The sequence below is a fragment of the Agrobacterium sp. H141 genome (assembly GCF_057158725.1).
This window is the reverse complement of sequence record NZ_CM169893.1, coordinates 3250910-3263651: the sequence shown is the minus strand read 5'-3', so window position 1 is coordinate 3263651 and position 12742 is coordinate 3250910. Positions and strand designations below refer to the sequence as shown.

17 protein-coding genes are annotated in these 12742 nt (G+C 59.8%); 6 read left to right on the top strand and 11 right to left on the bottom strand.

The window, feature by feature from the left end:
• The first annotated feature begins 15 nt into the window (after nt 1–15).
• Nucleotides 16–2271 (top strand): xanthine dehydrogenase family protein molybdopterin-binding subunit, encoded by a 2256-nt coding sequence (locus ACWPM9_RS15315; RefSeq protein ID WP_484757662.1) that lies wholly within the window; start codon nt 16–18, stop codon nt 2269–2271.
• A gap of 75 nt (nt 2272–2346) precedes the next feature.
• On the opposite strand, the gene ACWPM9_RS15310 is transcribed toward ACWPM9_RS15315, so the two are convergent.
• Nucleotides 2347–2904 carry an NADPH-dependent FMN reductase gene (locus ACWPM9_RS15310; protein ID WP_484755688.1) on the bottom strand — a complete coding sequence of 186 codons (558 nt, stop codon included), beginning with the start codon at nt 2902–2904 and terminating at the stop codon, nt 2347–2349.
• A 31-nt stretch (nt 2905–2935) separates the two neighbouring features.
• A complete protein-coding gene (locus ACWPM9_RS15305) occupies nt 2936–3721 on the bottom strand; it encodes a CPBP family intramembrane glutamic endopeptidase (RefSeq protein WP_484755687.1) in 786 nt (261 codons plus the stop codon).
• Between the two features lie 151 nt (nt 3722–3872).
• On the opposite strand from ACWPM9_RS15305, the gene ACWPM9_RS15300 reads away from it, so the two are divergent.
• The 3 genes from ACWPM9_RS15300 to ACWPM9_RS15290 all read left to right on the top strand — a co-directional run bounded on the left by ACWPM9_RS15300 (nt 3873) and on the right by ACWPM9_RS15290 (nt 6346).
• Complete coding sequence (locus ACWPM9_RS15300) at nt 3873–4724, top strand: metallophosphoesterase (protein WP_484755686.1); 852 nt, start codon at nt 3873–3875, stop codon at nt 4722–4724.
• A 175-nt stretch (nt 4725–4899) separates the two neighbouring features.
• Entirely contained in the window at nt 4900–5343 is a 444-nt protein-coding gene (locus ACWPM9_RS15295) for a c-type cytochrome (RefSeq protein WP_484755685.1), read from the top strand.
• Between the two features lie 85 nt (nt 5344–5428).
• Nucleotides 5429–6346: a c-type cytochrome gene (locus tag ACWPM9_RS15290; RefSeq protein WP_484755684.1), complete on the top strand. Its 918-nt coding sequence runs from the start codon at nt 5429–5431 to the stop codon at nt 6344–6346.
• A 12-nt stretch (nt 6347–6358) separates the two neighbouring features.
• Here the strand turns inward: ACWPM9_RS15290 and ACWPM9_RS15285 are convergent, their stop codons facing one another.
• Together ACWPM9_RS15285 and ACWPM9_RS15280 are read right to left on the bottom strand one after the other, a co-directional pair.
• Nucleotides 6359–6676 (bottom strand): type II toxin-antitoxin system RelE/ParE family toxin, encoded by a 318-nt coding sequence (locus tag ACWPM9_RS15285; protein ID WP_484755683.1) that lies wholly within the window; start codon nt 6674–6676, stop codon nt 6359–6361.
• An 8-nt stretch (nt 6677–6684) separates the two neighbouring features.
• Nucleotides 6685–7047: a hypothetical protein gene (locus ACWPM9_RS15280; protein WP_484755682.1), complete on the bottom strand. Its 363-nt coding sequence runs from the start codon at nt 7045–7047 to the stop codon at nt 6685–6687.
• A 33-nt stretch (nt 7048–7080) separates the two neighbouring features.
• Between ACWPM9_RS15280 and ACWPM9_RS15275 the strand changes: the two genes are divergently transcribed.
• Complete coding sequence (locus ACWPM9_RS15275; protein ID WP_428185461.1) at nt 7081–7305, top strand: hypothetical protein; 225 nt, start codon at nt 7081–7083, stop codon at nt 7303–7305.
• Between the two features lie 45 nt (nt 7306–7350).
• On the opposite strand, the gene ACWPM9_RS15270 is transcribed toward ACWPM9_RS15275, so the two are convergent.
• Both ACWPM9_RS15270 and ACWPM9_RS15265 read right to left on the bottom strand, forming a co-directional pair.
• Nucleotides 7351–7926, bottom strand: coding sequence for a DJ-1/PfpI family protein (locus ACWPM9_RS15270; RefSeq protein WP_484755681.1), 576 nt, complete (start codon nt 7924–7926; stop codon nt 7351–7353).
• Between the two features lie 23 nt (nt 7927–7949).
• Nucleotides 7950–8438: a GNAT family N-acetyltransferase gene (locus tag ACWPM9_RS15265; RefSeq protein ID WP_428185459.1), complete on the bottom strand. Its 489-nt coding sequence runs from the start codon at nt 8436–8438 to the stop codon at nt 7950–7952.
• A gap of 290 nt (nt 8439–8728) precedes the next feature.
• On the opposite strand from ACWPM9_RS15265, the gene ACWPM9_RS15260 reads away from it, so the two are divergent.
• Complete coding sequence (locus tag ACWPM9_RS15260; protein ID WP_484755680.1) at nt 8729–9298, top strand: nucleoside 2-deoxyribosyltransferase; 570 nt, start codon at nt 8729–8731, stop codon at nt 9296–9298.
• 8 nt (nt 9299–9306) lie between these two features.
• Here ACWPM9_RS15260 and ACWPM9_RS15255 read toward each other — a convergent pair whose 3' ends face one another.
• From ACWPM9_RS15255 to ACWPM9_RS15235, 5 genes are all read right to left on the bottom strand, one after another.
• Nucleotides 9307–9765, bottom strand: a complete 459-nt coding sequence (locus ACWPM9_RS15255; protein ID WP_484755679.1) for a cupin domain-containing protein — start codon at nt 9763–9765, stop codon at nt 9307–9309.
• Nucleotides 9766–9775: 10 nt separating this feature from the next.
• Entirely contained in the window at nt 9776–10189 is a 414-nt protein-coding gene (locus tag ACWPM9_RS15250; protein WP_428185456.1) for a MerR family transcriptional regulator, read from the bottom strand.
• A 147-nt stretch (nt 10190–10336) separates the two neighbouring features.
• Complete coding sequence (locus ACWPM9_RS15245) at nt 10337–10624, bottom strand: hypothetical protein (RefSeq protein ID WP_484755678.1); 288 nt, start codon at nt 10622–10624, stop codon at nt 10337–10339.
• 150 nt (nt 10625–10774) lie between these two features.
• Entirely contained in the window at nt 10775–12088 is a 1314-nt protein-coding gene (locus tag ACWPM9_RS15240) for a DUF2254 domain-containing protein (protein ID WP_484755677.1), read from the bottom strand.
• The gene (locus tag ACWPM9_RS15235) at nt 12085–12609 is read right to left on the bottom strand and encodes a DUF1697 domain-containing protein (protein ID WP_484755676.1); all 525 of its coding nucleotides are present in this window, start codon (nt 12607–12609) and stop codon (nt 12085–12087) included. The genes ACWPM9_RS15240 and ACWPM9_RS15235 overlap by 4 nt, the downstream gene beginning before the upstream one ends.
• Nucleotides 12610–12742: the final 133 nt, after the last annotated feature.

The window sequence follows — 12742 nt, the reverse complement described above, 5'->3', positions numbered from 1 at the left end:
ACGTCGCCTGAACATATGTCGCCTGAGACCGTCTTGGGCCAGAATACCCGCTACGGCTCCAATGCCGGCCAGCCTCTGACCCGCCGCGAAGGTGTGTTGAAGGTCACCGGAAAGGCCACCTATGCCGCGGACAACAACCCGGACGGCATGCTCTATGCCGTCTATGCCAGCGCCCGCATTGCCCGCGGTCGGGTGACGTCCATGAATGTCGCCGCCGCAAAGGCCCATCCAGGCGTGGTCGAGGTCATCACACCTGAAAACCGCCCGGCGCTGTCCCATGATCCGGACGAAAAGATACCGCCATTCGGCTTCCGCATCGATGTCCTCCAGGATGACGGCATACGCTATGCCAACCAGCCGATCGCGCTGGTGGTGGCCGAGACGCTGGAAGCGGCAACCGAAGGGGCGGCCCTTCTCGCTCCGCAATATGAGGTCGAGCAGGCCCGCACGGAGGTCGATAACGGCGAGCGTTTCGATCCCGGTTCGGTCGGCATCGGTGGCAATCCCCGCAGTGAATTCGGCGACCTGGAGACTGGCTTCAAGAGTGCCGAAAAGGTGATCGAGGCGGACTATGAAACGCCGGCGCAGTATCACAATGCCATGGAGCCGCATGCGGTGGTCGCCAGCTGGGACGGCGACAAGCTCACCCTGGATATGCCCAACCAGGCACTGGTGATGAGCTGTGCTGCCTATGCGACATATTTCGGTATTCCACCCGAAAATGTCGTCATCCGCTCGCCTTTCCTGGGCGGTGGTTTCGGTTCCAAGGCCATTCTCAATGGTCCGCAAATGCTGGGCATCATCGCTGCCCGCATGCTCGACCGACCGGTCAAGCTGGTCATCACCCGTGCCCAGATGTTCGGCCCCGTGGGCCATCGCGGCCACACATGGCAGACCCTGCGCATGGGCATGGACGGCGAGGGCAAGCTGACAGCGCTGCACCACAAATCGCTGTCGGCCACCTCGTCTTTCGATGATTTCCTCGAACCCGCAGCCAATGCCTCGACCCATCTCTATGCAAGCCCGGCGGTCCTGTCGGAGCATCAGGGCATTCGTCTGGATGTCGGCACGCCGGGACCGGTGCGTGCACCGGGAGAAGCCTCCGGCTCGGCAGCCCTGGAAGTCGCCATCGACGAGGCAGCCGAAGCCTGCGGCATGGACCCGCTGGACTTTCGCCTGAAAAACTACGCCGAAACAGAACCCGGTTCCGGCCGGCCATTCTCGTCCAAGGCGCTGCGCGAATGTTACACCGAAGGTGCCAAACGTTTCGGCTGGGCCTCGCGTCCGCTCCAACCCCGCCAGATGCGCGATGCCGATGGGTTTCTGGTCGGCTGGGGCATGGGCACGGCGCTCTTTCCCTGTCCGATGTTTCCAACAGAGGCCCGCTCGACCATCAGGGCCAACGGCAAGGCGCTGGTCGAGATTGCAGGCGTGGATATGGGGCAAGGTGCCTGGACCGCGCTTGCCCAGATCGGCGCGGAAGGTCTGGGGCTCGATCCGGATCGGATCGAGTTCAACATGGGTGTCTCCACCCTGCCGGATGGCGGCGTGGCCGGTGGGTCCGGTCATACGGCCAGCGCCGGTCTGGCGCTTCATAATGCCGGCAAGGATGCCATTGCCCAGTTGACGGAACTGGCCAGCAATGATCCGGCCTCGCCACTTTACGGTTCCGGCAATATCGGAGTGGTGGCACGCGATGGACGGCTCCACCGTCGCGATGATGACAGCCGAAGCGAAAGCTATGATGAGATCATGGCCCGCGCCGGGAAGAGGGAAATCGTCGGTTCAGCCAAGGGCGTGCGCGATCCGGCAGCGGCAGAATCCCATGCCATGTTTTCCCATGGTGCCGTCTTTGCCGAGATCAAGATCGATCCCGATCTTGGCCAGATGCGCACCACCCGTCTTGTGGGCGCCTTTGCCGCTGGCCGCATCATTAACCCGCGTATGGTGCAAAGCCAGTATTTCGGCGGCATGATCTGGGGCACGTCATTCGCGCTTCATGAAGAGGCGATTGTCGACAAACGTTCTGGCCGCATCATGAATGCCGATCTCGGCGAGTATCATGTGCCGGTCAATGCCGACATTCCCTCGCTCGACGCCATCCTGATCCCGGAGGAGGACGCCATCGTCAATCCGCTCGGCGTCAAGGGTGTTGGCGAAATCGGCATCACCGGCACAGTCGGCGCCATCGCCAACGCCATCTGGCACGCCACCGGTGTCCGCGCCCGGAAATTCCCGATCCGCATCGAGGATATTCTCCAAGGGCTGTGACGGGCACATCGTCTCAATACAAAACCCGGCATCGCAAGGTGCCGGGTTTTTTCATCGTATGCCAGGCGCTGAGAACTACCCCTTGCAACCCTCAACATAATCGACAAATCCGCGCATCAGCTTGACAAGCTGTTCCTTCACCTTGTCATCGGTCATCTCGCCGTTCTCGAACACGGCCGAGGCGCGCGAGACGAGCAGGCGACCGCCGCTCCAGTGGTCTGTGCCCAGCGTTCTGAGAACCGGCAGCCAGGCGTTTTGCGACAGGATGGTGCCAAAGCCGCCCGGAGACGCGCCCATCAGCAGCACCGGCTTGCCGCCGAACACCTTGCCAATGTCGGAGGAGGGGCGCGACAGCCAGTCGATCGCGTTCTTGAAAACGCCGGGAATGGAATTGTTGTATTCCGGCGTCACCAGCACCAGCCCGTCGGCTGCCTCGATCTGCGTCTTCAGTTTCGTGACGGCCTCGGGAATACCCTCTTCGGCTTCCACATCGCCATCGTAAAGCGGGATGCCGGCAATTGTGCCGGTCTGAAGCGTCGAGCCATCGGGCATCGAGGCGGCGGCAGCCTTCAAAAGCGCGGAATTGAGCGACTGTTTGCGCAGGCTTCCTGAGACGCCAATCAATGTCACCATGGTCTGGTCCTTTGTCTTTGGGAGATCGGCATCAGTCAGAGGTCCGGGAGGCTTTGTCCGACATCCAGCCAAAATCGCGTTCGAGGTTTCTGAGCAGATATATGCCATAGCCGAGCAGAGGAATCACCAGCATGACCGGCACAATCAGGCTCTGGAAGGTGATCTCCGGCTGTTCGTTCACGGCCCCTGCAGAATGCACCACCATGAACAGCGAGAAGTCCCATAGCGCATGGATCACCATCATCGGATAGACCGACTGGGTGCGGATGCGGATGGCCTGATAGAGCATGCCGCTCATGAAGGCGGCGACTGACTGGATCACGGCCACCGTCAACTGACCCGTGGCAAACACGTTGAGCGTATGGATCAGGCCGAACACGGCCGAGGTGAAGATGGTCGCCGGCAGAATGCGCATGCGCGCCAGCGCGCCACGAAACAGGATGCCGCGAAACATCGCCTCTTCGGAAAAGCCGACAAACAGGCAGTTGATCAAGACAATGGCGACGGTGGTTGCCGGCGGCAGGCCTGTGGCAATGGCGCCGCCGAGCAACAGCACGATATAGCCGAGGGGAAGCCAGGTCAGCATGACGCTCTTGAGCGGCTGCGGTTTCTGGAACCCCAGCCGGTCCCACTTCAGGAAGAGCAGGATGACGACCAGAAAAGTCGATGCAGCAATGATGCTGTAGATGATCTCACCGCTGATCAGTGCCGCCTGATTGGCGGTCGCATGGGGCTGAACAAGCCCCACCAGCACCGTCACAGCCATCCAGATCACGAGAACAAGAAGAGCGATCCAGAACTTGCCTGCCGAACGCATGAAATCTCCTGAAAGGGAAAAAGAAATGGCACCATAGGCGAATATCCCCGTCATGGAAGAGCCTATCTTTGTCACATCCCTGTCATCCCGGCCTCGTAATCGGCAGCCCATAGCCCTCTCTTGATTTGATCCCCAGCATATCGTGAACCCCATGCCCGAATCCGCCACCCCGATCCTCCGTCTTGGCATCATTGCCGATCCGCAATATGCGCCCGTTGCGCCAAACCCGGAGCTTGGCCGTTATTTCCGTCAGAGCCTCGACAAACTGCGCACGGCCATTGCGTTCTTCGAGCAGGAGGATCTCGATCTGATTGTCGTGCTTGGCGACCTGATCGACCGTGACTGGGATAATTTCGATCCCGTGCTCGACATTCTGGCAACCTTCCGGCACGAAGTCCTGTGCCTGCCGGGCAATCACGATTTTGCCGTCGCTGCCGACAAGCTGGCGCACGTTCATGCCAAAATCGGCATGCCGTCACCCTATTATGATCGCGTGGTCAATGGCGTGCGCCTGATCGTGACCGATGGAAGCGAGATCTCGCTGTTTGCTCCGCCGCTGGATGACGAACGCCGCATCGAAGCATCCGAGCGCTTGAAGACGATGGCGAAACAGGGCGCTGCCAATGCCATGATGTGGAATGCCGGCATGAGCGAAACCCAGGTCGCCTGGCTGCAGGAGCGCCTGACCATGGCAGCGCAAGCGGGCGAAAAGGCCATTGTGCTCGGCCACTATCCCCTGCACCCCTTCACCGACCATGCGCTTTGGGATGCGCCTGGGATCGCCGAACTGATTGCCGCCCCCGGTGCAGCCGTCGCCTATCTCTGCGGTCATGACCACCGCGGCAATTACGGGCAGAAGAACGCCACCCACTTCATCAACTTCAAAGGAATGGTGGATACAGAAGACGAAAACGCCTTCGCCATTTTCCAGCTCTATGCAGATCACATCCATATCGACGGTCTGGGGCGCGAGGAAAGTCGTCGGCTGCCTGTATCGCGCTGACGGATTTTAACGCCCGCGCGTTGTCTCGACATCGACCAGGGAATGCGGCCAGCTGCACGGTCGGGGTTCAGGTTCACCCGATTGTGACTTCATTCCGTCATATCCTTCCGGCAATCATCATGTGCAATGCATGCACCACCGGTGATGCCGGGAATGGAACAGGGAGATAGTGACGATGATGTTGAAACGATTGATGGCGGCAGCCGTTCTGGCGGCATTTGCAGCCGGTGTGGCCGTGGCTGCAGACGAGCCGCAGGTTCTCCGCCAGCAGATGATGAAGAAGATCGGCGGTAGCATGGGCGCAATGGGCGCCATTGCCAAGGGTGAAAAGCCCTTCGACGCCGACGTCGTCAAGGCAGCACTGACGACTATCGAGGAAAATGCCAAGGCCTTCCCCGATCAGTTTCCGGCAGGAACAGAGACCGGTTTCGAGACCGAAGCCAGCCCCAAGATCTGGGAAAACATGGATGACTTCAAGGCGGAAGCTGCCAAGCTTGCCGAGGTCGCTGAAGCCCAGCTCGCATCCATGCCCGCCGATCAGGCAGGCGTCGGCGCGACATTGAAGGCCGTCGGTGCCGTGTGTGGCGAATGTCATCAGTCCTACCGCATGAAGAAGTAGACGCGCAGAAAACGACCCTCCGTCCGCTCTTGCAAAGCGGGGCGGAGGGGCATCTGTTTGCAGCGGAGTCTCGCGGGGACCATCAATGACAGCTCTTTGGCTTAAGACACTCGGTACGCTCGTTCTCATCGGCGGCGTCGGTGCGGGCGGCTTTCTGTTCGTCACAGCGCCGCAGCGCCAGCCGGACGCGCATTGGGAAAATCTCGGTGAGCCTGATCTGCAAAACGGAGAGCGCATCTTCTGGGCCGGCGGCTGTGTGTCCTGTCATGCGCCTGCGGGTGCCGAGGGTGAGGCACGACTGGTGTTGTCGGGCGGCGCACCCTTGAAAAGCCCGTTCGGCACCTTCCACGCCCCCAATATTACACCCAACCCCGATGTCGGCATTGGCGGTTGGAGCCTCGCGGAATTCGGCGATGCCATGACCCGCGGCGTCGGCCCCAATGGTCAGCATCTCTATCCGTCTTTTCCCTATGGCTCCTATGCGCGTATGACGTCGACCGACATCAACGATCTCTTCGGCTACCTGAAAACGCTGCCATCCAGCGACAAGGTGGCACCGCCGCACGAACTGCCCTTTCCCTTCAACATAAGAGCTGCGGTCGGCGGCTGGAAATTCCTCTATTTCACCGACGCGCCACGCGTTGATCTGGCCAATGCGGATGATCGGGTCAAACGCGGCCAGTATCTGGTGGAAGGTCCGGGCCACTGCGGCGAATGCCACACCCCGCGCAATGCGCTGGGCGGCTTTAAATCGGGGCAATGGCTGGCCGGTGGTGCCAATCCGGAAGGGGAAGGCACCATTCCCAATATCACGCCGGGCTCGAAAAGCATCGGTGGCTGGAGCCAGGGCGATATCGTCGAATATCTGACCACTGGCTTTACCCCGGACTACGACAGCGTTGGCGGTTCCATGGTCGAGGTGCAGAAGAACCTGTCAGAACTTCCAGCCGAAGACCGCGAGGCGATTGCGGCCTATCTGAAGGCCGTGCCGGCAGTGGAATAGTCGAGTTTCGATTTATGCGGGGCGCGTGTTGAACAAGGCATGATAGTCCCGCCCGCCATAGAAGATGTTGACGATGACGACCTTGTCATCCTGCAGAATGTAGGCAATCACAGCCTTTTTCTCGAACGGAACAACGCGAATGCCCGGCATCAGGTCATCCCGCACCACGCCGCCCCTGGGAGCGTCGCCGATGCGCTGGCAGCGATCAAGAATACGGTCGGTGAAGCCGGATGCAATTTGCAACGATTGGCTTGCCTCAAGCACGTACAGGAAAATGGCTTCAATATCCGTAAGGGCTTCGGGACGATAGACGACCTCGAAGCGCTTCATTCGTCACCTTAGGCACGGTTCTTGGCGTAAAGCAGGTCGAGGTGTTGGCGGGCTGCATTGCCGCTGATATTCGCACGCGGGTCGTCCATCGAATGACGCAGACGTTCCCGCAGGGCATCCAGCCGATAATCGTCGGCAGGTACCGATTCCAGCATATCTTCAATGGCGGCGAGGACGGCTTCATCGTTTGATGCGAATTCCCGTGCGCCCAGTCGTTCGCGCAGGAGCGCCACGATGTCGCTGGGTAGTTTAACGCTCACCATCTCGCCCATATCAATCGCTCCGGCCAACCTTCGATCCAAAGGATAGTCCTCATCTAATATCGACGCAACCAACACCCGTTCCAGCGTCGCGCAAGCCACGTCATGCATGGTCCTTTCCAGCAGCACGGAGAGTATATGGGAATGAGCGCTGAACGCAGGCGGATGGAGAGTGCCATTCGCTCTTTGCTGGACAACTATCCCGATCCCGCGTTGCATAACTGGGTCGTCAAGACGGTCGGCGCTTTCGAGGAGCGTTTGAGTGCGATTGTCGATCCGAGGGAGCGTGACCAGGTACAACAGGCCGCGCTGATCCTCATCAAGTCCACTTTGCAACAGTGGTCTGAAAAGCCTCCCGTCAGGCATTGACGGGCTGTAAGTTTAACGTGGCGGACTGGCCGGCCGGGCGGAGTTTTACTCCTCTCGGCCGTGTTCGCGTTGAAAAGCCGTAATTTCTGTGTCGGCCTCCGCAGTCCAGATCCCGAGCGCCTTCAAAACTTCCGTGGTGAAGGTCACCGGAGAATTTCCGGGCGCCGTCACGATCTTCTTGTCCGACACCGCCTGCGGCTGGTCGAGATAACGGGCTTCGCCGTGATAACCGGGATATTGCTGATGGGACGCGAGCGAATTTCCGGTATGGGCAACATTGTCCAGAACCCCTGACGCTGCCAGTGCGCTGGCCGCAGCGCAGATACCGGCCAGCACCTTGTCGTTTTCATGAAAGGCTGTCGCCATGGCGGCAAAGTCGTAAGCACTGCCTTTTTCCCAGGCGTAACCGCCGGGAATGACAAGGGCATCGAACTTGGAGGCATCGATGGCATCGAAACCGATATCAGGCGACACCTTCATTCCCCCCATGGAGATGACCGGGCCGCCGTCGGGCGACGCCGTCACCACATCGCAGCCGAGATAATAGCGCGATGCTGCCATCAGGAGGGCGGGCTCCCAGTCGGCAAAATCATGCTGCAAGGCAATGGCAATACGGGGCATCGGGAAAGTCCTCCTTAAGAAGCTCAGGCCAATGCCTGCGTGTAGCGCATGCCAGTGACAGGACGAGGCAGGAAGTCCATGTGTTCGTAGAAGCGGTGGGCGGCGAAATTACCGGTGGCGGCACTCACCGACAGGAAGTCGCAGCCGGATTTGCGGGCAATGTCGCGGGCGCGTGCCACCAGATGCTGACCGATGCCATTGCCGCGCTGGCCGTCAGCCACGAACAGGTGATGCAGGTCCATGCCGCGCTTGCCTTCCTGCGCCTTGTAAAGCGGCACCAGAATGGCGTAGCCGATCAAACCTTCGCCGCTATCGGCCACCAGAGCCTGGATCCAGGGCATGGGCCCGAACAGATCGCGTTCCAGCTTGTCCGGGGTCATGTCCGATGCATCACCATGATGGATCGCAAGGGCTGCGATCATCTGGTTGAGTTCCGGCAGGTCGCCGACCCGCGCCGAGCGGATCACCACAACGGGCGGTCTTGGAAGTGTAATGTCGGTATCTTCAGTCATTGTTCGCGTCCCTTGTTCGTTTTGCCGTCAGGGGAAGCTGTTCATACAACAAGGCCGCCTGACGGCGGCCTGTTGACATAAATGATCAGTCGGGCCGCCTGTTACCGGTAGGCCCAAAAATACGTGCTGGTGATGAGTGCGCGTGCGTTGATCATGGAAGCCTAGATGCTCCCAATTGCAATGCTTGTCAACGGGGCTTTTTGCGCATCGCTTGCCGGCAATCCGCGCTGGCACGACTGCGCCTGGCTTGATAGGAAAATGCGTCCGCCCCAGCCAATAGGGAATCCACCATGACCATCAAACTCTATCTCGCAGGTCCGGAAGTCTTCCTGCCCGATGCCCGTGGCGCACTCGATGCCAAGGCGGATATGGCGCGCGCTTACGGTTTCGAGCCGATCATGCCAGGCGATATCGCGATCGAACCGGCGCCCACCCGTCGCGAATTCGGCTTGCGCATCAGCGAAGTCGACGAGCGGATGATGAATTCGGCCGATGGCATCATTGCCAATCTGACCCCGTTCCGTGGCATATCCGCCGATGTCGGCACCGCCTTCGAGCTGGGTTACATGTGCGCGCAGGGCAAGATCGTCACCGCCTATACCAATATCGCGGACGGACATTTCGAACGCAGCATGCGTTTCTACGGTGGCGACGCGGTAAAGGGCGACGATGGACGCTGGCGCGGGCCGGATGGTATTGCACTGGAAGATGTCGACATGATCGACAACCTGATGCTGCAGGGTGGTGTCCTCAGGCGCGGCGGTCATGTTGCCGTCCACGCAGCGCAGCCAGACAGGCTTTATCTGGACCTCACGGCCTTTGAGGAGTGCCTGAAATTTATCGCGGCACGCAGTGCGTAAAGCGTGTTCTAGTCCTGCAGCCGGTTTCCTGACCTATCGGTCAGCACCTTCTCGAAACTCACCTTGGTGAGCAGCATGTCCTTGTCGGTGTAATGCACCGCATCGTCGGGCATGCGCGTTCCCACAATCAGGTAGGTCACTGGTGCATCCGACTGGTTTTCCAGCCGGTGCCCCACCTCGACGCCGGCCTTGAAGCAAGCGGCATCGCCGGGATGCATTTCTGTCATCGTGTCGCCCTCATTGAGCATCACCTGGCCTGAAAGCACATAGACGAACTCGTCTTCCGACTCGTGCCAGTGCTTGTGGGAGGAGGAGGAGCCCGGTGGCAGGGTTTCGACGAAGGCGCCGAATTGCGTCAATCCGCCGGCGTCGCTGAGCAGTCTGGCGCTGTAGTGTCCAAGCTCTGCATTTCGTCCTTCGCCGTTCACCTCTTCAAGAGGTGCGTTCTCGCTTCTGATCACTGGCATTGGTTTCCCCTCAGTGGTCGTGTTCGCAAAGGCTGTGATCGGACAGGGCGCGGATCACGTAACAATCACCGACAGTGTGATTGCCGCAATGGTCGACAATGCGCTCCAGCTCGACTTCCAGTTTCTTCAGGCGCGCCAGTTTTTCGCGCACCTCCATCAGCTGCGCCCTGGCAATGTCATCCGCGCGCTCGCACGGTTCTTCCGGATGGCGGCTCAGCGACAGCAATTCCCGGATCGCCTCGATCGGAAATCCCAGATCGCGCGCATGGCGAATGAATGTCAGCCTGTCCAGCGCACGTCTTTCGTAACGGCGCTGATTTCCCTCGGTGCGATCGGGCGCGGCAATAAGGCCCTGCTGTTCGTAATAGCGAATGGTGGGGACTTTGACGCCCGTCAAACGCGAAAGGTCTCCGATCGCATACATGGCCATCCTTCCAGATCTCTAGTTGCTGTAGATTTGGGGATGATTGCGGCGATATCAAGTTGCGCGCCCCCGGTCGCCAGGGGCTGTGTCGTCTCACGTAAGGAAAAGAGGCAGGTAGGGGCGCAGAAACATGCGGCCCTGGAGCGACTATTGTTCGTCGCTGAATTCCATGTAGACGGCTTCAACCTTTTCAGCCGTTGTCGGAAAGCCGAAGTCCTTGATGCCGGTGCCGGCGGAAGCGCTATTCTTCTTGCCGCCTTCGATGCCCCACAGAGCGCTGGCAAGATGCGAGGAGAGAAGCGTCTTGCTGAAAGCCGGATTGGAAGCAGACCGCGTCGTCGCAACCGTTTCCGGTGCTGCGTCTTCGCTGTCGATCTGCTCCGGCACATACCGGTTCTGGTAATATTGGCTGCTTAGACCGCTGTCGATCCTCATGGCAGGCCTCTCTGCGTTGGCGTTAACCTTTTATTAACGATTGAAGCTTGCGCGAGGCTTGCGCATTATTGCGCTGCGGCAAAACGGGTATTGACCTTGCAATTCATTTCTGAACTGACACTGCGAAGCACCTGACGCTACGTAAGCTAACTATAGCTGTCGTGTGTGTGCCAGATGCGATCTGGAGGTCATGGAGGCATGCAGCGCATCCAGCTTTTTCCAGTCTCCCTCATAGGTCATCGCATCCTGACTACGCTCCAGCGCCTGGCGCGCCATGTCGCGCGCGGCATCTGCGATTTCGGGATCGGCGGCCTGTGCCACCACTGCGAGCGACTGCTGCACCGCCGACGCCACCTCGATCAGATGCGCGCCATCGCGGGCAACGCCGACATAGGCGGCGCCGAACAGATCGTCGGCCAGCACGGGCGGCATATAAACGGTGTCATAGCGCGCCTCGGAGCCATCGCCGTCGGCCTCTTTCGCCAGCCGCGTGCGGCGCTGCTCGGCAAATTTGCCCATCAGTCTCGACAGCCTCGACACCACATCAAGCGCCGTGCCGGGATCATTGATGCCTGGCGATAGCGCCCGCGACGCGATCTCCGACAGCACGGTGAGGCCGAACAGGGGATCCTGGGCGTAATTGCGGATATCGCCAAGGGTGAAGGCCCGCAGTGTCGCTTCGCGCGTATCGTCTTCTTCGTCTCCGAAGCCTTTTGGCCCGTGGAACATCAATAGCGGTTCGTTTGGCGAGCAATAGTCACCGGGCCGTGCAAGCAGGAAGATTTTCCCCTCCAGCCCCTTTGCGATATCGTGCAGCCGGGCCATGTCGACATGGCGCAGATGCCCGGCAATGTCGGGAAACAGCGGAAGAGCGCCATCGGGAACCTGTGTATAGGGCAGTCCGCCGAGATAGGGGGACTGGGCCAGATCGCTCAACGCGCTTTCTGCGGTGTCACTCACACGGCTGATGGTTTCGCTGACCTGGCCAAGTCCGGCCAGATGATCGATCCAGCGCAACAGCATGGTCACGATCAAAAGAACGACGATCAGCGTGGCGACGAAAAGCACCAGACGCCCGCCGCCGCCATAGAGATGCGTATTGAGCGCAATCAGCCCGACCAGCGAAAACAGGAAGGCCCCCAGAAAGGTGGAGAGTGCCGACTGCGCCGTTCGATCCTGCAACAACAGGCTGATCGCGCGCGGCGTACCGCTGGTCGCCGCAGCGGTGGTGGCTGCCACCAGTGTGGAAAGCGAAAAGGTGGTGACGGCCAGCATGCTGGACGCGATGATCGACAGGATGGCATCGACAGCCTTGGCGCCGACCATGTCGGAAAAGCTGTCTGGTATATAGGGTCCGATGACAATGCCCAGCACGGCAATTGCAACTGCGACCAATGCATAGAGCGTTGCCCGGAACCACAGCCGCTTGACGACCTGCAAGGCTTGCCACCACGTACCGCTCATGCGTTGTTCTCCAGTCTGGTGGCCATGTCCGCAAGTTTGGCGACCGTATTGATATTGCGCGAAGTGCCGGACCTCAGAGACGGCAGCTTGATTTTCGAGCGGCCTGAGCCAAGCGGATAGTGCACATAGATCTCCCGCCCGCGCACCACGGCTTCTTCACCGTCAGGGGCCACAAACCCGTGCAGGGCGGTATCGCCGGGCGCAGCGCTGAAGAAGCTGACGAGAACCTGGTCTGCGGGCATGCCGGCAAACGGATTGTTGTCGGCAATCGCCCTCATCTCGTCCGCGCGTCTGACGAAGACCCGCGTCGGGCTGCCAAGCTTGCGTTCGAGTTCCTCGCTCAGGCATCCAATGATGAAGGCCGGCTGGTCGTCGCTGGAAAAGATCAGATTGCCCGACTGAATATAGGTCGAAACATCGTTATAGCCGAGGCCTTTGGCAATCTCCCTCAGGTCCTCCATAGACAGTTTTGCGGTCCCGCCAACATTCACGGCACCGATCAGGGCGACAAAGACTGGCATGTTCCCTCCCAAAATTTAAAGGCTCAAATACGATAGGGGGCCGGCATCCTCTTGCCAACGTGCACACTTATTTGGTGATGACATAGCCCAGCCCTCAACTTTAAACACACGGACCTTCCGCTTGTTCCCACAA